We start from the raw sequence: 20,168 nt of genomic DNA, 5'->3' as shown, positions 1-20,168 counted from the left end.
CCGGCAACCTGCGCCCCCCCCCCCCCACCCTCAATCGCGCTCGACGCGATCCAGCAGCGCCAGCATCGCGGCGCGGAACTGGGGCGAGGACGACGCGTCGTTGTGGCCGCGCTCGGGCACGACCTCCAGGCGCTTGTCCTGGGGCGGCAGCGGCGTCGCGTCGTACAGCGCCTGCGAGAACCGCGGCGCAGTGACGACGTCGCGTTCGCCGACAACGAACAGCACCGGCTCGTCCAGCCGCCTGGCGATCTCGAGGTTGCCGGCCTGCCGCAACGCCGGCGCAATGTCGAAGCGGCGCACTGCCAGCCGCGTCCAGAACCCCGACCGCGCGCGCATCGCCGCGGCCCAGTCCTCGGTCGTGGTCATCGAACTTTCGAGGATCACGGCATCGAGCGTGCGCGCATCGGCGACATGGCCGGCAAGAAAACTGCCCAGCGATTGCCCGTGCACGATCAGCGGCCGGCCCGACGCCGCGGTCTCGGCGCGCAGCGCATCGTAGACCTGCAGCGCGTCGGCCTGCAGCGCGGCGATGGTCGGTGTCCCGGTGCTGCCACCGTAGCCGCGGTGATCGACCAGCACCAGATCCACTGGCAATGCCTCGTAAGCCCGCAGGGCGAACTTGGCATGCAACCCGATGCGATAGCCGTTACCGCCAAAGTACAGCACCGTCGCGCGGGCGTCGGGCCGCTGCAACCGCAGTTGGTACAGCGAGGCGCCATCGGCGGTCTCGATCCGCGTCTCGGTCGCGGTGTGGGCCGGGTAGGCGGCACGCAGCGCGTCCAGATCGGTCGGCGGCGCCGGCATCGGCCGGACGAGATGCGATTCCTGCACGCGGAAGGCACAACCGGCCAGCACGAAACAGAACATGACGGCCGCCAGACGGCGGAGGTCTCGGGACATGCGATCGGCATCCTTGCGACGGATGCCATTCGACCCGTTCAGGCGTCCTGAGTTCCCTGGCCGTAGAGCGCCTTGCGCGGCGCGCCGCTGAGTTCGGCGGCGACCTTGGCCGCGGTCGACGGCGGCAAGTGTCGCGCGAGCGCGGCGTAGAGCCGCCGCCCTTCCGCCAGTGCTGCATCCTCGGAAGCGGGCGCGCCTTCGACAAGCACGACGAACTCGCCCTTGCGCTGGTCGGCGTCGGCGACGACGCGCGCGTGCAACGCTGCCAGGTCGCCGTCGAGCACGGTCTCGAACAACTTGGTGAGTTCGCGGGCGACCACCGCGCGGCGCGCGGGACCGAATGCCGCGACGGCGTCGGCGAGCATTGCGTCGATCCGGTGCGAGGACTCGTAGAACAACAAGGTGCGCGGCTCGGCGGCGAGCGCCTGCAGCCGTTCGCGCCGCGCGCCCGCCTTCGCCGGCAGAAACCCTTCGAACACGAACCGGTCGCTGGGCAGCCCGGCCGCACTCAGCGCCGCAATCAAGGCACTCGGGCCCGGCACCGGCGACACCCGCAGGCCGGCCGCGCGCGCGGCCGCGACCAGTCGGAAACCCGGATCGCTGACCAGCGGGGTCCCCGCATCGCTGACCAGCGCCAGGGCCTCGCCGCCGCGCAGGCGCTCCACCAGGCGCGCCGCCAGCCCGTCCTCGTTGTGCTCGTGCAGCGCGACCAGCGGTCGCTCGATGCCGAAATGGCCGAGCAACTGGCGGGTGTGCCGGGTGTCCTCGGCGCAGATCGCATCGACCTCGCGCAGCACCTGCTGCGCGCGGGGCGACAGGTCGCCCAGGTTGCCGATCGGCGTGGCGACGACGTGCAGGACGCCCGGCGCGGGCATGGGGCGGGCGGATGCAGTCATCGTCTCCACAGCGGAACGCTAGAATGCGGCCATTATCCCGCAGCGGAACCGCGACATGACAGCAACCCAGGCCCAGACCGCGCACGCGACCCCGCGCGTCCTCCGTCCCGGCAGCGCCACCCGCCCGATGGTGGCCGTGGCCCTGGTGGCGCTGATCGCCGGGTGCGCGACCGTGCGCACGACCGGCACCGCCGGCCCAGGGGCCGGCGACGCCGCCCCCGCCGAGCCGGGCCGCTGGCAGTTCGACGACGCTCGCCCGCCCGCCGAATCCGACGGCTACCGCCCGCCGCGCAAGCTCGCGGTGCTGCTGCCGATGAGCGGTGCGCTGGCCACCGCCGCCGGCCCGGTCCGGGACGGCCTGCTGGCCGGCTACTACGGCGAGCGCCGCACGCGGCCGGAACTGGCCTTCTACGACACCGCCGGCACGCCGGCCGGCGCCGCCGGGGCCTATGCCCGCGCGATCGCCGAGGGCGCCGACCAGATCGTCGGGCCGCTGGGCCGCGACGAGGTCGACGCGGTCATGCAGTCGGCCTCGGCGGTGCCGCTGCTCGGGCTCAACCGCGGTGCGACCACGCCCCCCCAGAACGCCGCGGCGTTCTCGTTGGCGCCGGAGGACGAAGGCGATGCGGCCGCGCAGTACCTGCTGCGCCGCAACGCGCGCAATGTACTGGTGCTCAGCAATGGCGACGACAATGCACGGCGCAGCGTCGACGCCCTGCGCGCGCGTCTGACCCAGGCCGGCGGCACCATCGTCGGCACGATCGCGGTCGTCGGCGACACCCCGGTCGACCAGACCGCCGCCTTCCACAATGCGGTGACCGCCGGCGCGGGCGTGGATGCGGTGTTCCTGGCGATCCGCGGCAACCAGGCGCGCGTGATCGCCCCCCAGCTGTCGGTCGCCGGGCTCGGCAGCCGGTTGCGCCTGGGCACCTCGCAGCTGACCGCAGGCACCGGCAAGCCGGAGGAAGACCAGATCCTGGACGGCATCATGTTCCCGACCGAAAGCTGGTCCACCGGCGCTAGCGCGCGCTCGCTGCCGCCGCAGGCGACGATCGCGCGCGACCTGCCGACCGCGCGCGGCGGCGCGGCGCGGCTGTTCGCGTTCGGCTTCGATGCCTGGCTGCTGAGCGGCTACCTCGAACATCTGAGCCGCAATGCCGAGGCCGGCATCGGCGGCGCCACCGGCATGCTGCGCATCGGCCCCGGCGGCCAGGTCGTGCGCCAGCCGGCCTGGGCGACCTGGCGCGACGGCCGCGTGGTCGCGCAGGCGGACGCTGGCGGTTGAACGAGCGCCGCAGCGACGGCCAGGCCGCCGAGCTGGCGGCGCTGGCCCACCTGCAGGCGGCTGGACTGACGCTGCTGGCCGCCAACGTCGGCTACCGCGGCGGCGAGCTGGACCTGGTCATGCGCGATGCGCGCGGCGCGGCCGCGACGGTCGTGTTCGTCGAGGTGCGGCACCGGCGCACCCTGCGCTTCGGCGGCGGCGCGGCGTCGATCGATGCCGGCAAGCGTCGTCGGATCGTACTGGCAGCGCAGTTGTTCCTGTCGCGCCAGCCCCGACTGCGCGACCTGCCCTGCCGCTTCGATGTCGTCGAAACCACCGGCGATGCGGCCGCGCCGACCCTGCGCTGGATCGAGGACGCGTTCCGCGCGGACGATTGAGCGTGTGTCCGCGCCGCGCGGGCGGCGTGCGTCGATCCGCGAGGCAGCGATACCCGATCAAACGCATTCGTGCGTGTCGATCGCCGCGCGAACGCACCGCCCCTGGCGAGACCCAGTACGTATCAGGCCGGGCGCATGCGAAGATCGGCGCGGGGAACCACAGGGGATTCAGGGATGAGGCGATCGATCGTCAGCTGCGTGCTGGCCTGCGCGCTGCTCACCGCTGCGATGGGCGGCGCGTGCGCCCAGGAGGCGACACCACCGCCGGTCGGCAGCGTGCCGCCGCCGTTGCTCGGCAAGGATCGCGCGGGCCGCGAGGTGGATCTTGCCGCGCTGCGCGGCAAGGTCGTGATCGTGACCTTCTGGGCCTCCTGGTGCCCGCCCTGCCGCAAGGAACTGCCGGTCCTGGGCCATTTCCAGCGCGTGGTCGGCCGGGATGCGCTCGAGGTCGTCGCGGTCAACTACAAGGAACCGCGCGCCGACTTCATCGACGTGGTCCGCAAGAACCGCGACATCGACCTGACCTGGGTCCCGGACCCGCGCGGCCGCATCAGCGATCTCTACGGGGTAAGGACGCTGCCGCACATGTTCATGCTCGACCGCGACGGCCGCGTCGCCTTCACGCATCGCGGCTACAGCGAGCAGTCCCTGCCCGGCATCATCGACGAAGTGCTGAGCCTGCTGCCCGACGAGGTGCGCACCCGTCCGGTGCCGGACACCGCATCGCGCTGATTCAACCGGCGAAGTGGTCCCAGCCGGCGCGGGCGGGCGTCCAGGCGGCACCGTCGCCGGTGCGCGCGACGACGCCGTCGCCGGCCACGACGCACCCGATCCGGGTGACCGGGATCCCGCTGGCCCGCGCAATCGCGGCGATCGCTGCGCGCGCATGCTGGGGCACGGTAAAACACAGTTCGTAGTCGTCGCCGCCCGCGGCCTGCAGCGCACGCCGCTGTCCAGGATCGGCGATCTCGCGCCGCAACGCCGCGGAGGCCGGCAGCGCATCGACATCGACCTGCGCAGCCACCCCACTCGCCCGGCAGAGATGGCCGAGATCGGCCAGCAGGCCATCGGACACGTCGATCGCGGCATGCGCATGCGTCACCAGCGCCTGACCCAGTGGGAGCCGCGGGTCCGGCCGGTCGAGCCGGCGGCGCAATTCGGTATAGCGCGCCCCGCCCTGCGTCCACTGCGCAAGTGCGGCGGCCGCATCGCCCAGGGAGCCGCTGACCCAGACGTCGTCGCCAACCTGGGCACCATCACGTCGCAGCGCCTGCCCGGGCGCAACGAAGCCGTGGACCGCGACACAGACCGACAGCGGGCCGCGCGTGGTGTCGCCACCGACCAACGCAACCGCGTGCGGACGCGCCAGCGCGTCGAAGCCGTCGAGGAAGGCGTCGATCCACTCCGTATCGGGGCTCGGCAGCGACAGCGACAAGGTGCACCAGGCCGGTCGCGCGCCCATCGCCGCCAGGTCCGACAGATTGACCGCCAGCGCTTTCCAGCCGATGTCGGCAGCGGCGGTGTCGCCGGGAAAATGCACGCCGACATTGAGCGTGTCCATCGCCACCACGAGCTGCCCGCCCGCCTCGGGCGTCAGTAGCGCGGCGTCATCGCCGATGCCCAGCACCACATCGTCGCGTCGCACCACGCGGGCGCGGATGCGATCGATCAGCGAGAACTCGCCAGCCACCGGAATGCGACGCGAAGGCGGTCAGCGGCTGCGCAACGCCCCGACCTCGGGCGCGCGCCACTGCGCAGCGGCGCGGTCGAGCACGCCGTTGACGTAGGTGTGGCCGTGCTCGGAGCCGAAGCGCTTGACCGTGCGCAGGGCCTCGTCGATGACCACGCGGTAGGGCACGTCGACGCGGTGCTGCAGCTCGTAGGCGGCGATGCGCAGCATCGCGCGCTCGATCGGGTCGACCTCGTCGATCTCGCGGTCGAGGAACGGCGCCAGCGCGGCGTCGAGTTCGCGGTAACGGCTGCCCACGCCGTGTACCAGATCCTCGAAGTACGCCAGATCGGCGACTTCCTTGGCCTGTTCGTGGGCGAACTGCGCGACGATCTCGCGCGCCTGCGCGCCGGACATCTGCATCGCGTAGACGGCCTGCAGCGCGCGGCGGCGCGCGCGCGAGCGCAGCACCGGGTCGACGCCATGGGGTTTGCGGGTCTGGGTCATCCGATCTTGTCCAGCAGGTTGCTCATTTCGATGGCGACCAGCGCCGCCTCCTCGCCCTTGTTGCCATGGCTACCGCCGGCCCGCTTCTCGGCGTCGCTGTAGTCTTCGACCGCGAGCACGCCGTTGGCGACCGGCACGCCGGCATCGAGCGCAACGCGCATCAGCGCATCGCTGCAGCCGTCGGCCACCTGCTCGTAGTGCCGGGTATCGCCGCGCACCACGCAGCCCAGGCCCAGCAGTGCGGCATAATCGCCGGCCGCGGCGAGGCGCGCGCACGCCAGCGGGATCTCCCAGGCGCCGGGCACGCGCACCACGTCGACCGCATCGTCGGCGACGCCGTGGTCGGCAAACGCCGCGCGCGCGCCGGCAACGAGGGCGTCGGTGATCTTGGGATTCCAGCGGCTGGCGACGATCGCGTAACGCGCGCCGGTCGGGGCGCGCAGGTCGCCTTCGATGTGGCTCATGGGCATGGGGTCTCGCTCAGGCCGGCCAGTTTAGCGCGCGTCATGCCGGAACGGTCTCCACGACCTCCAGCCCGTAGCCGGATAGGCCGATCTGCCGGCGCGGCGTGCCCAGCACGCGCAGCCGGCCCAGGCCGAGGTCGGCCAGGATCTGCGCGCCGGCGCCGTTGCGTCGCCACTGCCCGACATCCTTGTCCTTGCCCGGGGGGCGCACGACCGGCTCGCGCCGCAGCCGCGCCAGTAGGCCATCGGCATCGCGCGGCGCTGACAGCACGACCATCACGCCCTGCCCTTCGGCCGCGATCGCCCGCAGCGCATCGGTGGCGGCGACGCCGAAATCGTCGCGGCGCCAGTGCAGCAGGTCGGCCAATGGGTTCTCGACCTGCACACGGACCAGCGTCGGCGTCGCCGCATCCGGCGTGCCGCGCACCAGCGCGAAATGCAGCTCGTGCGCGATCCGGTCGCGATAGGTCATCAGCCGGAACGGGCCGAACTCGGTCTCGATCTCGCGCTCGTCGATGCGCTCGACGGTGCGCTCGGTGCTCAGGCGATAGGCGATCAGGTCGGCAATCGAGCCCATCTTCAGCCCGTGCTCGCGCGCGAACGCCTCCAACTCTGGACGACGCGCCATGCTGCCGTCGGGGTTGAGGATCTCCACCAGCACGCCCGCCGGCTCAAGACCGGCCAGCATCGCCAGGTCCACACCGGCCTCGGTGTGGCCGGCCCGGGTCAGCACGCCACCGGGCTGGGCGATCAGCGGGAAAATGTGGCCGGGCTGGTGCAGGTCCTCCGGCCGCGCGTTGGCCCGGACCGCGGTGCGGATGGTGTGCGCGCGGTCGTGCGCCGAGATGCCCGTGGTCACGCCCTCGGCGGCCTCGATGCTGACCGTGAAGTTGGTCTGGAACTGCGCGGTGTTGGCTCGCACCATCGGCGCCAGGCCCAACTGGGCCGCGCGGTCGGCCGTCAGCGGCAGGCAGACCAGGCCACGACCGTGGGTGACCATGAAGTTGATGTCGGACGGCCGGACCAGTTCGGCCGCCATGATCAGGTCGCCCTCGTTCTCGCGGTCCTCATCGTCGACGACCACGACCATCCGGCCGGCGCGGATCTCCTCGAGCAGTTCGGGGATCGGGGCGAAGTTCATGCGTGCGCTCCAGGCGGCACCACGCCGCTGGCGAGCAGGCGCTCGACATAGCGCGCGACCAGGTCCACCTCCAGGTTGACCGCCTCGCCCACCGCGGTGACGCCGAACGCAGTGTGCGCCACGGTGTGCGGCACCAGCGCCACTTCGAAGCCGTCGGCATCGACCGCGTTGACCGTCAGGCTGACACCATCGACGCAGATCGAACCCTTATGCGCGACGTAGCGCAGCAATGCCGCCGGCGCCTCGAAGCGCCAGCGCTGCGCGCGCGCGTCGTCGTGCACCGAGGCCACCCGGCCGACGCCATCGACGTGGCCGCTGACCAGATGTCCGCCGAGCCGGTCGGTCGGGCGCATCGCGCGCTCGAGGTTCACCGGTCGGCCCGCGGCCAGCGCACCGAGCGTGGTCAGGGCCAGCGTCTCGGTCGAGGCATCGGCCTCGAAGTGCGCGTCGTCGTGTGCGACGACCGTCAGACAAACGCCGTTGACCGCGATGCTCTCGCCCAGCGCCACGTCCGCGAACGGCAACGTGCCGACCGCGATGCGCAGCCGCGCGTCGCCGCCGCGGGACTCGTTGGAAACCAGGCGTCCGACGCCTTCGATCAATCCGGTGAACATGTCGCTGCCTCCGTCCGCGCGGTCGCCCGCACGGTGTGCCGAATGGGAACGGTTCGGGACGCGACAGCGCGCGCGGCCGCGGGGCCACGCATGACGTCGTCTTCTTGCATCCGGACTCTGACCGTCGGCCCCGGACTTCGACCGGGTCTGCTGACCTGTCGGGCCGATGCGAGGATCTCGCACGTCGCCGGCAGCGCTCGCGGGCTCGCGCGTCGCCGCGCCTACCGCCGGTGGGGACTTCCACCCCGCCCTGAAGACATTCGATTGGTTGCCGGACAGGCCGGCGCGGGCATTCTAGCAGCGCCGCGGCCCTCGCCTGCCCCGCGCGGCGGGACGCTTCATTGCATCGGGCCGGGCCTCATGCGCCTGTCTGGCGCGCCGCCCGCCCCTGGGCGCAGGAAAGCGCCGCGATCCGGTGCCTTGGCGGGGGGCGGCTGGCTCAGCCGGCTGCGACCGGACGCAGCTGCAGCCGGATGTCGTCGCCAAAACGCGCAACATCGACCGTTTCCAGCCGCAGCCGGTGCGCCATCGCGTCGATGCCCAGGCCATCGAACAGCGGCCGGGCGCGCTCGCCGAGCAGCACCGGGGCGACGTAGAGCAGCAACTCGTCAACCAGGCCGGCGCGCAGTAGCGCGCCCGACAGCACGGCCCCGGCCTCGACCTGGACCTCGTTGATCCCGCGCGCGGCCAGCAACTCCAGCGCCGCCGCCAGGTCCAGCCGGCCGTCGCGCCGCGGCAACGCGGCGTGTTCGCAGCCAAGGTCCGCCGCCACCGCGACATCCGCGGCGTGCAGGTAGAGCGTGGGCGCGGCCGCATCGCGGACCTGTCGGCGCGACAGCGAGGCGAGCCCGGCATCGAGCACGACACGCAGCGGCGGCACGAACGACGCCGCGTCCTCGAGCCGCACGGTCAGCGCTGGATCGTCGGCCAGCACGGTCCCGCTGCCGGTCAGGATCGCGCCGCTGCGTGCGCGCCAGCGCATGACATCGGCCCGCGACAGCGGCCCGCTGATCCATTTCGAGTCGCCATCGGCCATCGCCGTGCGGCCATCGAGACTGCAGGCAAGCTTGACCCGCACCCACGGCCGGCCGCGCTCGACCCGCGACAGGAAGCCTGCATTGAGCGCGCGCGCCTGCGCTTCCAGCAAGCCGGCCTGGACTGCGATCCCGGCCGCGCGCAACCGGGCGAAGCCGGCGCCGTCGACCTGCGGGAACGGATCACGCATCGCCGCGACCACGCGTGTCACCCCGGCCGCGATCAACGCATCGGCGCACGGCCCGGTGCTGCCGACATGCGCGCACGGCTCGAGGGTCACGTAGGCGGTGGCGCCCTGCGCCCGCGCGCCGGCCGCCTGCAGCGCGAACACTTCCGCGTGCGGCCCGCCCTTGCGCTGGTGCCAGCCCTCGCCGACAACCGCGCCGCCCTGCACCAGCACGCAGCCGACCATCGGGTTGGGCCGCGTCGTCCAGGCGCCGCGTTCGGCCAGCGCCAGCGCATGCGTCATATGGCGGTGATCGTCGGTATCGAAGTCGGTCATGCGGGGGTCTCCAGGCGATCAGGGGGCGGGCCTCGCCACAGCGCGCGCGCCTGCGCTCGGCGCGTCATCGGCGGTCACGGTGCTCCGATCTCGCCAACCGCACAGTTGGCGCGGCCAGTCAGCGCTTGCGCGCGCCCCGGCCGGGCGGCAGCGCCTCGCCGCCGAGTAGCGGCAGTTGCGCATCGGCCGGCAGGTCGCGCTCGAGCCGGTCGAGTTCCTCACGGAAATCGGCCACGTCCTCGAATGCCCGGTACACCGAGGCGAACCGCACGAAACCGACGTGGTCGAGCTTGCGCAGCTCGGCGATAACGAACTCGCCGACTCGCCGCGACGAGACCTCGCGCTCGGCGGTCATGCGCAACTGGTGCACCACCGCCCGCACCGTCGCCTCGATCTGCTCCTCCGACACCGGCCGCTTGTGCAGCGCGCGGTCCATGCTCAAGCGCAGCTTGCGCGCGTCGAACGGCTCCCGGCGACCATCGCCCTTGATGATCGCAGGCAGCTTGAGCTCGATCGTCTCCAGCGTGCTGAACCGCTCCCCGCAGGCCTCGCACTCGCGACGCCGGCGGATCGTCGCGCCGTCCTCGGACGCGCGCGAATCGATCACCCGGGTATCGATGTGCTGGCAGAAGGGGCAGTGCATCAGGCGTAGGAATTCGCGATCGAGGCCCGAAGATCGGGAGAAGCAACCGCGCCGGGAAACGGACGTAATCCGGACCCCGACGCCTGCATTCCCAATCCAGGCGCGTCAGCCATACACCGGATACTTGGCGCACTGCGCGGCGACCTTCTCGCGCACGGCGGCGATGACGCTGTCGTCGGCCGGTGCGTCGAGCACGTCGCAGATCCAATGGGCCAGGTCGGCGCAGTCGGCCTCGGTGTAGCCGCGCGTGGTCACCGCCGGCGTCCCCAGGCGCAGGCCCGAGGTCACGAACGGCTTGCGCGGGTCGTTGGGCACGGCGTTCTTGTTGACCGTGATGTGAGCGCGGCCCAGGGCTTCTTCGGCCTCCTTGCCGCTGACGTCCTTGCCGATCATGTCGACCAGCATCAAGTGATTTTCGGTGCTGCCGGAAACGATCTTGTAGCCGCGCTCGATGATCACCTTCGCCATGGCCTGCGCGTTCTTCACCACCTGCTGCTGGTAGGTCTTGAACGCCGGGTCGAGTGCCTCCTTGAACGCGACCGCCTTGGCAGCGATCACGTGCATCAGCGGGCCGCCCTGGATGCCGGGGAACACGATCGACTGCAGCTTCTTGCTCATGTCGTCGAACGCGTCGCCCGCGCCTTCGCGACTGGCGACGATGATGCCACCGCGCGGGCCGCGCAGCGTCTTGTGCGTGGTCGAGGTCACGACGTGCGCATGGGGCAGCGGGCTGGGATAGACCCCGGCCGCGACCAGACCCGCGACATGGGCCATGTCGACGAAGAGCAGTGCACCGACCTTGTCGGCGATCGCGCGGAAGCGCGCCCAGTCGATCTTCTGCGAGTACGCCGAGAACCCGGCGACGACCATCTTCGGCTTGTGCTCGAGCGCGAGCCGCTCGACCTCGTCGTAGTCGATCAGCCCGGCATCGTCCACGCCGTACTGCACCGCGTCGAACAGCTTGCCCGAGGCGTTAACCTTGGCGCCGTGGGTCAGATGGCCGCCGTGTGCCAGGCTCATGCCCAGGATCTTGTCGCCAGGCTGCAGCAGCGCGAAGTAGACCGCCTGGTTGGCCTGCGAGCCCGAGTGCGGCTGCACGTTGGCATAGTCGGCATCGAACAGTTGCTTGAGCCGGTCGATCGCCAGTTGCTCGGCGACGTCGACGTGCTCGCAACCACCGTAGTAGCGCTTACCCGGGTAGCCCTCGGCGTACTTGTTGGTCAACTGGCTGCCCTGCGCGGCCATGACCAGCGCGCTGCAGTAGTTCTCCGACGCGATCAGCTCGACGTGATCCTCCTGCCGGCGGACCTCCTGCGCGATGGCCTGGGCGAGTTCGGGGTCGAATTGGGCAAGACGATCAGCGCGGAGAAACATGACGACTCCGTAAGGAATAGGGAAGGCAGATCAACGAACGATTGTATCTCCTCGGCGCCGCGCGCTCCGATCTGCACGGCCCGTTTCCGCACGGTGCGCTGGACCCACACGCGCTCGGATGGCAGGAGGCCTATTGATTACTGGTTCAGGTTTGTTAAGCTCCAGAGAATGATACCCGCTCAAACGCTCGCGCTCCCGTCACCGCTGCTCCTGGTGGAAGACGAACCACTCGTCCAGGCACGCCTGATACGTTTGCTGGTGGATCTGGGCTATAGCGCTGGTACCATCACCTGTGCTGACACACTTGCGCAGGCACGCGCATTGAGCCGGAGCGGGCCGTTCGCGATCGCGCTGGTGGACCTGCGGCTGCCTGACGGGGACGGCCTGGACCTGATCAAGGAACTCCGCGCCGCCGATCCGGCGCTGCGCATCCTGGTGATCTCCGCCTGGAGCGCGCGGCGGACGCTGTATGCCGCGCTGCGCGCCGGTGCAACGGGATACGTGCTCAAGGAGCGCGATGACCTGGAGGTGAGTCTGTCGATCCGCAGCATTCTGCGCGGTGGCGCTCCGATCGATCCATTCATCGCCCATCACATCATCGCCGAACTGCCCTTCAGTGCCACCCCAAGCGAGCCGGCCGCCGACAGCGCAGGCCTCAGTCCCCGGGAACAACAGATCTTGACCCTCGTCGCCAAGGGACTGAGCAATCGCGAGATCGCCGAGTCCTTGTACCTGTCACGCTACACGGTCGAGTGCCACATCAAAAACGTGTACCGGAAGCTCGAAGTCTCATCACGCACGCGCGCGGTGAACGAAGCCCGCTCAATAGGCCTGGTGTACTGACGCACGTGCTGCGCCAGCGCGCCCTCTGCCTGCTGACGTGGCTACTGCTGCTGCCCACCACAGGCTGGTGCTGCACACCGGTCATCGAATCGATCTCCGCCGCGCGCGGTGTTGAGGGTTCCCAGCAGGCCGCAGCCGCTCGCCCCGCCACCGGCTGGGTGCCGGTCACCCTGCCGGACCGGTGGTCGCAGCGATGGCCCGGCCACGACGGCACGGTCTGGTACAGGATCGACTGGCACTCGGACTGCACGCAGAGAGCCGGGCCTCCGTCGCTGGTGATCGAGTCCATCGTGATGGCCGGGGCGGTCTACTCCAACGACGACCTGTTGTGGGCTGACCTGCAACTCGACGAGCCAATGTCCCGCAGCTGGAACATGCCGCGCCACTGGATTCTGCCCGGATCGGGGCTGCGCCCGGGACGCAACACCCTGTGGTTCAAGGTGCAAGGCCACGGACAGCCCTCGCAAGGACTCGGGCTGGTGCATCTCCTCGACGCGCCCCAGGCCCATGCACTCATGGACTCCCTGCAGTTGCATCGGCGCACCATGTTCACCGTCAGCCTCACCCTCTCGCTCGCCATGGGGGGCATGTTTGCGGGGATGTGGCTCTTCTATCGCCGCCGCGCCGAGCACGGCTGGTTCGCGCTGACCAGCTTCGCCTGGGCCGGCTTCATCTGGAACGTCCTGGCCACCGACACCTGGCCGTTCCCCGACACCCAGACACTGATGCGAGCCAACACGCTCGCACTGCTGGCATACGCTTACTGTTTCCGGATGTTTGTGCTGCGGCTCCTGGTGAAGGCGCCGTCCACCCGGCAGACCCGTGCCATGGCCGCGCTCGGTGGCATGGGCGCCGCGTCGATCCTGCTGTCCCCTCAAGCGCTCCTCGCCTCGATCATTTCCATCAATGCACTCGTTGCGGTGGGCGCGTTCATCATGACGTGCCTCGAGCTTATCGTACGCAGCGCACACAGGGCGAACGCACGCAACCGGCCCTTCGCCATCGTGGCACTTGTCTTTCTGTTCGCAGCCGCGCACGACCTGCTGGCAGTCAACGGACTGCTCTACACGCGCGGTGCCTATGCGCCCATTGCCGGGATTGCCCTCTCGCTCGTCATTTCGATCGTGCTCGCCGCACGTGTGGCCCGCAACATGCGTCGTGTCGAGCGCTTCAGCCAACGTCTCAATGCCGCGGTCGAGACGGCATGCACCGACCTCGAAATCTCGTTGCGGCAGGAGCGGGAACTGGCAATCGCGAACTCGCGCCTCAAAGAGCGCCTGCAGATGAGTTACGACCTGCACGACAGCCTGGGCGCCGCGCTCGGCCGCGCCATTGCGCTGGCCGAGCAGCCTGGGCACGCCACCGGCAGGTCTGATGACGCCCGTCACCTGTCGACACTGCGTTCGTTGCGAGACGACCTGCGCCAGATCATCGACAGCGGCGCGGCCACCGACCCCGTCCCCCCGCAAACGCCCACCGCCTGGCTCGCGCCCGTCCGCCACCGATTCTCGACCCTGTTCGATGAGCTCGACATCCACAGCCGCTGGCAGGTGCCCGCGCATTGGGGCGTTCCGCCCGATGTACGCCAGTGCCTGGAAATGAAGCGGCTGCTGGAAGAGGCGTTGACCAACGTCATCAAGCACGCGGATGCATGCAACGTCGACGTCACCCTGCACATCCCGATGCCGGGCGCGCTCGAACTGCGGATCGAGGACGATGGCGTCGGCTTCGACGCGCCCCACGTCCGCCAGCATGGTGCAGGCCTTGGCATGCACTCGATGCAGGCGCGTGCAGGCGCCTTGGGTGGGGAACTCCAGATCCAGTCGCGGGCGGGCCACACCCGGATCAGCCTGCACCTACGCGATGTGCAGCACGCCCTGAAAACAGAGCCGCAGGCTTGCTGACGCAGGCTCGCAACTGACCTGCATTTTTCGATCGATTACCCAATTGCAGTGATTCCTGCGCGCAGGAACGGTCTACATACTTCTCTGCCGCCTCTGCCCGGTGCCACCCGCACTGCCACAGACCACTGCTGACCGCTCGGGGGATCCGGTCGCCACGCACTCTCCGCTCCCGGAATCCCGGCATCGCATCCGCGTTGGGCGCACACCTGTGCGCTCCGCCCACCGTCCGTTTGCCAAGGACGCGTGTGCGCCCGAGTGCACCCGTATCCACCTGGAGTTCCCAAGCATGCGACCGATTCATCGCCCCACACGTCATTCCGGCATCGGCGCCCTCGCCCTCGCCCTGGCCGCCGTTCTTCAGCCTGCTCTGGCGCGGACAGGCGACGACCCTGCGCCACCTGCCGTCGAATCCGGCCCGACAGCTGGCGAAACCCTGCTGCTGCGCGGCGTCACGGTCAGGGGTGCGGGCGAGCACGCCGACAAGGGCATCACCGCACAGCACGTGAAGGATGCCGCCAATGACGCTGCGGCGCGGATCATCGGCCCGCTGCCGGCGCAGGCCAGCCTGGCGCAGCTCGAAGCGATCGCCGAAGAGATCACGGGGTTGTATCGCCAGGCGGGCTTCGTCGTGGCCTACGCCTATCTGCCGCCGCAGGACATCAGCCAGACCGGCATCGCGCGCATCGAAGTGCTGGAAGGCAGCATCGGACGGATCCTGACGCATGGCAGCCAGCGCTACCGCGAAGATCAGATCGCCGCCAGCAGCCTGTCGCTGATCGGCAAGCCACTCCACCTGCGGGAACTCGAGCGCGCCCTGCTCTATGCCCGCGACCTGCCCGGCGTCACGCTTTCGCCTGTTCTGCGCCCCGGCCTCAATCCGGGCGAAACCGACGTGCTGCTGCAGGCCGAGGACAACGCCCGCCCCTATGGCGTGCGCGTGGGCGTGAACAACCACGGCACCGATGCCACGGGCCGATACCGCGTGGAAGCCGGCATCGCCGCGTACAACGTACTGGGCGCGAGCGACACGCTGTCGGCAAACCTGGCCTATGGCGTCGACCCGGCCGACAGCTGGCAGGCCGCCGTCGCGCTCAACCTGCCGTTCGCCCACACGCCCGGTTTGAGCGGTGTGTTCGGCCTGAGCCGCAGCGAGCTGGAACTCAATACCGGCCCGATGGCGGCGCTGGAGATCCACGGCCCGACCACCATCGGCTACGCAGGCCTCGACTGGACCTTCGCGCAGTCGGCTGGCCTCACCGCCAGCGCCTCGGCACGCTGGATCCACGAACAGTCGCGCCTGGACGGCCTGGGCATGGAGCTGTCGCGCCACAAGTTCGACGTTCTGGAAACCGGGGTGCGCCTGCGCCATACCGATCGGCGCTTGCGCGGCATCAACGTCGCCGAAGCCACGGTACGCAAATCGATCAACGACGAATCGCCCGGCTTCAACTGGCTCTACCCGGCACATGCATCGCACTTCCTCGTCAGCAAGCTGTCGCTCGCCCGCCTGCAGGCCCTGCCGGGCAACCAGCGCGTGCTGCTGCGCGGCAGTGCGCAGTTCACCGAGGATGCGCTGGTACCTCTCGAGCAGTTCAGCCTCGGCGGGCCAGACAGCGTGCGTGCCTTCCCGTTGTCGAGCGCACTGGGCGACCGCGGCGTCCTGGCGTCATTCGAGTACCAGGTCGATGCCCCCGGCTTCGCCGATCGCGCATCCCCCCTCGAAGGCGGCACCTGGCGCGACCTGCTGACGTTCTCGCTGTTCTACGACTGGGGCCGGGTATCACCGGCCGACGACAACCGCCGCCGGGGCGCACTGCCCATCGCCCTGGAAGGCGCTGGCGTTGGCATCGGCCTGCGCCTGCCGTGGCAGCCAGACATGCGCCTGGATCTGACCGCGGCGCGGCCGACTGCCCGCCACCGCGCCTTTGATGACGACGGCACCCAGATCTGGGCCCGTCTCGGCATGACGTTCTGAGGACTCCACCATGAATCGAATCTACAGCCTTGTCTTCAACCGTATCCTCGGCCGCATCCAGGTCGCCTCCGAGCTGGCCTGCCACTCGTGCGGCCGCGGCGCCAGTCCACGGCGCTTGCGCCTGCCCTCGACGCTTGCGGTCGCGATCGCGTTGGCCGGTGGCAGCGCCTGGGCACAGGTCGCGTCGGACGCGCTCCCCACCGGCATCCAAAGCTATCGAGGAATCTCGAGTATTACCCAGAATAAAGACGGCATGCGCATTGAGCAGTTTGCACATCGCGCCGCGATCGACTGGCACAGCTTCAACGTGGGCGCAGACAAGCTGCTGCGTATCGACCAGGCCAGCGGCGATGTCCTGCTCAATCGCGTGACTGGCGGCGACATCAGCTACATCAACGGCCGCATTGAAGCACCCGGGCACGTGTTCCTGGTCAACAGCGCAGGCGTGGTGTTCGGCCAGGGCGCGCGAGTCGATGTGGGCGCACTGGTCGCCTCCACGCTCGACATCAGCAATGACGACTTCCTGACCGGCACCCTGCACTTCAACACTGCGAGCAACGCCCCTTCCGCTTCGATCGCCAATCATGGCGAGTTGACGGCCCAACCTGGTGGCAGCATCACGCTCCTGGGCGGGAAGGTTGCCAACCACGGACAGATCGAAGCCCCGCGCGGTCGTATCACCCTCGCCTCTGGCCGGACCATCACCCTGGATCCAGGCGACGGCGGTGCCAGCCTCCAGGCCGGCGCCGTCGGTGCGCTGGTCGAGAATCACGGCCAGATCCATGCCGATGGCGGCCAGGTGCTGCTGACCGGACGCGCAGTCGACGCCACGCTGCAGACGCTCATCAACAACACCGGCACCGTCCGCGCCCGCACTGTCGGCGAGCTCGCAGGCACAATCCACCTCGCTGGCCACTCCAGAGGTGGCGCGGTCGAAGTGGCCGGATCGCTGGACGCCAGCGCGCCCGACTCCGGCAATGGCGGCACCGTCCGCACCAGCGGCACACATGTGCGCATCCACGACGATGCCCGGATCTCGACCCGTGCGGACGCAGGCCGGACCGGTGCGTGGACGATGGAAACGACGCATCTCGCGGTGAGGCCGGGCGATGTCGGTCAACCTGGAAGCAAGCTTCTTGCCCAGACACTCCAGGCCAACCTGGAAAACACCAACGTCGCGCTGATTTCAACGCCCTCGGCCAGCGATCCGGGCGACGTTCAGGTCCTGGGCGCACTGGCCTGGAGCGCCGATACCACGCTGTCGCTCAGCGCCCACCAGAACATCCTCCTTGACGCCGCGATCGTGGCGCCCGCCGGCGGACTGCAACTCGACGCGGGTGCAGGCATCTCCGCACATGCGACCCTCGACCTGGGTACGTTTGCCCTTGATCGCGGAAACTGGTCGCAACGCGGCCCCAACCTGCCCGACTTCAGCGCCCGCGACTTCCGCCTCGGCGGCGGTAGTTTTCTGCGTGTGCTGGGGGGCGATGGCGCCCAAGCCGACACGCCGTACCAGCTGACCGACATCTACGGCTTGCAGGGAATGGTCGGGTTCCTGACCGGACACTTCGCGCTGGCGAACGACATCGACGCAAGTGGGACGCGGGGCTGGAACTGCAGTGCCGGCACCTGCAGCGGTTTCTTGCCGATTGGTGACAATCGTACCGACAGCAATCCGAGCCGATTCACCGGCAGCCTGGACGGCCGCAGCCACGTGGTGTCAGGTCTGACCATTTCAGCCGGCCCCACCTACACCACCGACGACGGCAACACGTTCACCTATGCAGGCCTGTTCGGTCGCACAGGTTCAGGTGCGAGGATCGCCAACATCGGTCTGGCGGATGCCAATGTCAGAGGACACAGCGGCAGTTACGTCACCGCAGGCGCATTGGTAGGATTCGCCACCGGCAGCGTCATCGCCAACAGCTATGCCACCGGCACGGTGCATGCTTCCAGCGATCACACGTCGTACGCCGGGGGGCTCGTCGGTCGCAGCAGCAGCCGCGTCGACGCCAGCTACGCAGCGGCTTCGGTCTCCAGCGAAGTTCCCAATTCGGTCGTCGGCGCAGCAGGCGGTCTGGTTGGCTTCAATCACAACGACGGCCACGTCGCCAACAGCTATGCCCTGGGCCAGGTCGTGTCCGGCCAGCAAAAGGGTGGACTGGTGGGGCAGAGCACGGCGTCCAGCAGTGTCGTCCGCAGCTTCTACGCCACCACGGATGCCTCGGGCACCATCAACAATCGCGGTGCGGGCGGACCTGGCTGGGAAGGCAACAGCGTCGGCACGGGCAGAACGCTGGCGCAGTTGGGCCAGCGCAGCACGTTTGCCAGTTGGGGCAGCGATCTCGATACGCGTGGCGGTACCGGCAGCATCTGGCGCCTCTACGAGGGTCACGGCACGCCACTGCTGCGCAGCTTTCTCACTCCGATCGATGTGACGGCGTCGACCTTCCCGAGGACGGTTTACGACGGCACCGTTGCCACGGGCATCGCCGCCTATGACACCAGCATCAGCGGCGCCCTGCTGGATGGCAGCCTCGCCTACATGACCCGGTCCGGGAATGTGGGCGTCTACCGCACGACGGATGGTTCACTTGTTTTGTCAGGCCTGTACTCGGGCCAGCAGGGCTATGACATCAGCTACGGCGATGCGAGCATGACCATCGACCCGCGGGCGATCACCGTCACCGCCGACAGTCTCGCCAAGGTCTACGGCAATGCCGATCCCTCGCTCACCTGGTCGGTGACCGAAGGCAGCCTCGTTGGTGCCGACACTCTCACGGGTGCACTCACCCGCGAAGCCGGCGAGAACGTGGGCCGCTACACCATCGATGCCTCCGCGCTGGCCAACGGCAACTACGTCGTCACTGCCATCGACGGCGTACTGACCATCGACCCGCGGGCGATCACCGTCACCGCCGACAGCTTTGCAAAGGTCTACGGCAATGCCGACCCCACGCTCACCTGGTCGGTCACCGAAGGCAATCTCGTCGGTGCCGACACGCTGGCGGGTGCGCTCACCCGCGAGGCCGGTGAGAACGTGGGCCGCTATACCATCGATGCCTCGGCGCTGGCCAACGGCAACTACGTCGTCACTGCCATCGACGGCGTACTGACCATCGACCCGCGGGCGATCACCATCGCCGCACACGACGCCCGCAAGGTCTACGGGGATACGGACCCAATGCTGTCCTGGTCGTTCAAGGAGGGCAGCCTGGCCGCAAGCGATACGATGACCGTGACCCTCGTCCGTTCGAGCGGCGAGAACGCAGGCACTTACACCATCGGCACATCGGTGCAGATCAATGACAACTATGTCGTCACCGCCATCGATGGCGTGCTCACCATCGACCCGCGGGCGATCACCGTCACCGCCGACAGCCTGGCCAAGGTCTACGGCAATGCCGATCCCACCCTCACCTGGTCGGTGACCGAAGGCAGCCTCGTCGGTGCCGACACCCTCACGGGCGCACTCACCCGCGAAGCCGGCGAGAACGTGGGCCGCTACACCATCGATGCCTCCGCGCTGGCCAACGGCAACTACGTCATCACTGCCATCGATGGCGTGCTGACCATCGACCCCCGGGCAATCACCATCACCGCCGACAGCCTGGCCAAGGTCTACGGCAATGCCGATCCCACCCTCACCTGGTCGGTGACCGAAGGCAGCCTCGTTGGTGCCGACACTCTCAAGGGTGCACTCAGCCGCGAAGCCGGCGAGAACGTGGGCCGCTACACCATCGATGCCTCCGCGCTGGCCAACGGCAACTACGTCGTTACTGCCATCGACGGCGTGCTCACCATCGACCCGCGAGCGATCACCGTCACCGCCGACAGCCTGGCCAAGGTCTATGGCAATGCCGATCCCACCCTCACCTGGTCGGTGACCGAAGGCCATCTCGTCGGCGCCGACACCCTGGCCGGTGCGCTCACCCGCGAAGCCGGCGAGAACGTGGGCCGCTACACCATCGATGCCTCGGCGTTGGCCAACGGCAACTATGTCATCACTGCCATTGACGGCGTGCTGACCATCGACCCG

17 protein-coding genes and 1 riboswitch are annotated in these 20,168 nt (G+C 69.4%); of the genes, 7 read left to right on the top strand and 10 right to left on the bottom strand.

Translation table 11 applies throughout. The features are described 5' to 3' along the window. Positions 1 to 30: 30 nt before the first annotated feature. The gene (locus tag ABE505_RS14680) at positions 31 to 900 is read right to left on the bottom strand and encodes an alpha/beta hydrolase (RefSeq protein ID WP_346445239.1); all 870 of its coding nucleotides are present in this window, start codon (positions 898 to 900) and stop codon (positions 31 to 33) included. Between the two features lie 38 nt (positions 901 to 938). Next, a complete protein-coding gene (rsmI, locus tag ABE505_RS14675; protein ID WP_346445257.1) occupies positions 939 to 1,775 on the bottom strand; it encodes a 16S rRNA (cytidine(1402)-2'-O)-methyltransferase in 837 nt (278 codons plus the stop codon). A 76-nt stretch (positions 1,776 to 1,851) separates the two neighbouring features. On the opposite strand from rsmI, the gene ABE505_RS14670 reads away from it, so the two are divergent. The 3 genes from ABE505_RS14670 (at position 1,852) to ABE505_RS14660 (ending at position 4,190) form a co-directional block, all read left to right on the top strand. After that, positions 1,852 to 3,081, top strand: coding sequence for a penicillin-binding protein activator (locus ABE505_RS14670; RefSeq protein WP_346445240.1), 1,230 nt, complete (start codon positions 1,852 to 1,854; stop codon positions 3,079 to 3,081). Next, positions 3,078 to 3,458: a YraN family protein gene (locus tag ABE505_RS14665; protein ID WP_346445241.1), complete on the top strand. Its 381-nt coding sequence runs from the start codon at positions 3,078 to 3,080 to the stop codon at positions 3,456 to 3,458. Before ABE505_RS14670 ends, ABE505_RS14665 begins: the two co-directional genes overlap by 4 nt. A gap of 174 nt (positions 3,459 to 3,632) precedes the next feature. Further along, positions 3,633 to 4,190, top strand: a complete 558-nt coding sequence (locus tag ABE505_RS14660) for a TlpA disulfide reductase family protein (RefSeq protein WP_346445242.1) — start codon at positions 3,633 to 3,635, stop codon at positions 4,188 to 4,190. A 1-nt stretch (position 4,191) separates the two neighbouring features. Here ABE505_RS14660 and thiL read toward each other — a convergent pair whose 3' ends face one another. From thiL to glyA, 8 genes are all read right to left on the bottom strand, one after another. Continuing rightward, positions 4,192 to 5,148, bottom strand: a complete 957-nt coding sequence (thiL, locus tag ABE505_RS14655; protein ID WP_346445243.1) for a thiamine-phosphate kinase — start codon at positions 5,146 to 5,148, stop codon at positions 4,192 to 4,194. A 21-nt stretch (positions 5,149 to 5,169) separates the two neighbouring features. Continuing rightward, positions 5,170 to 5,634, bottom strand: coding sequence for a transcription antitermination factor NusB (nusB, locus tag ABE505_RS14650; protein WP_346445244.1), 465 nt, complete (start codon positions 5,632 to 5,634; stop codon positions 5,170 to 5,172). Continuing rightward, the gene (ribH, locus tag ABE505_RS14645; protein WP_346445258.1) at positions 5,631 to 6,098 is read right to left on the bottom strand and encodes a 6,7-dimethyl-8-ribityllumazine synthase; all 468 of its coding nucleotides are present in this window, start codon (positions 6,096 to 6,098) and stop codon (positions 5,631 to 5,633) included. Before ribH ends, nusB begins: the two co-directional genes overlap by 4 nt. Positions 6,099 to 6,138: 40 nt before the next feature. Continuing rightward, on the bottom strand, positions 6,139 to 7,239 hold the full coding sequence (ribB, locus tag ABE505_RS14640) for a 3,4-dihydroxy-2-butanone-4-phosphate synthase (protein ID WP_346445245.1): 1,101 nt from the start codon (positions 7,237 to 7,239) through the stop codon (positions 6,139 to 6,141). Then, positions 7,236 to 7,853, bottom strand: coding sequence for a riboflavin synthase (locus ABE505_RS14635; protein ID WP_346445246.1), 618 nt, complete (start codon positions 7,851 to 7,853; stop codon positions 7,236 to 7,238). The genes ribB and ABE505_RS14635 overlap by 4 nt, the downstream gene beginning before the upstream one ends. A 94-nt stretch (positions 7,854 to 7,947) precedes the next feature. Further along, positions 7,948 to 8,115: riboswitch (FMN riboswitch) on the bottom strand. Positions 8,116 to 8,292: 177 nt separating this feature from the next. Beyond that, positions 8,293 to 9,390 carry a bifunctional diaminohydroxyphosphoribosylaminopyrimidine deaminase/5-amino-6-(5-phosphoribosylamino)uracil reductase RibD gene (ribD, locus tag ABE505_RS14630; RefSeq protein ID WP_346445247.1) on the bottom strand — a complete coding sequence of 366 codons (1,098 nt, stop codon included), beginning with the start codon at positions 9,388 to 9,390 and terminating at the stop codon, positions 8,293 to 8,295. A 118-nt stretch (positions 9,391 to 9,508) separates the two neighbouring features. Further along, positions 9,509 to 10,033, bottom strand: coding sequence for a transcriptional regulator NrdR (nrdR, locus tag ABE505_RS14625; RefSeq protein ID WP_346445248.1), 525 nt, complete (start codon positions 10,031 to 10,033; stop codon positions 9,509 to 9,511). Positions 10,034 to 10,138: 105 nt separating this feature from the next. Next, entirely contained in the window at positions 10,139 to 11,407 is a 1,269-nt protein-coding gene (glyA, locus tag ABE505_RS14620) for a serine hydroxymethyltransferase (RefSeq protein WP_346445249.1), read from the bottom strand. A 213-nt stretch (positions 11,408 to 11,620) separates the two neighbouring features. Between glyA and ABE505_RS14615 the strand changes: the two genes are divergently transcribed. From ABE505_RS14615 to ABE505_RS14600, 4 genes are all read left to right on the top strand, one after another. Then, the gene (locus ABE505_RS14615; protein ID WP_346445250.1) at positions 11,621 to 12,250 is read left to right on the top strand and encodes a response regulator transcription factor; all 630 of its coding nucleotides are present in this window, start codon (positions 11,621 to 11,623) and stop codon (positions 12,248 to 12,250) included. A gap of 5 nt (positions 12,251 to 12,255) precedes the next feature. Then, the gene (locus ABE505_RS14610) at positions 12,256 to 14,154 is read left to right on the top strand and encodes an ATP-binding protein (protein WP_346445251.1); all 1,899 of its coding nucleotides are present in this window, start codon (positions 12,256 to 12,258) and stop codon (positions 14,152 to 14,154) included. Positions 14,155 to 14,440: 286 nt separating this feature from the next. After that, positions 14,441 to 16,129 (top strand): ShlB/FhaC/HecB family hemolysin secretion/activation protein, encoded by a 1,689-nt coding sequence (locus ABE505_RS14605; protein WP_346445252.1) that lies wholly within the window; start codon positions 14,441 to 14,443, stop codon positions 16,127 to 16,129. A 10-nt stretch (positions 16,130 to 16,139) separates the two neighbouring features. Further along, positions 16,140 to 20,168 (top strand): MBG domain-containing protein (locus ABE505_RS14600; protein WP_346458288.1); only part of this gene is annotated, 4,029 nt, incomplete at its 3' end.

The organism is Luteimonas sp. TWI382, from assembly GCF_039674545.1.
Taxonomy (GTDB): domain Bacteria; phylum Pseudomonadota; class Gammaproteobacteria; order Xanthomonadales; family Xanthomonadaceae; genus Luteimonas.
Note: the sequence above shows the minus strand (reverse complement) of the source record. Positions and strands in the feature narration are given on the sequence as shown.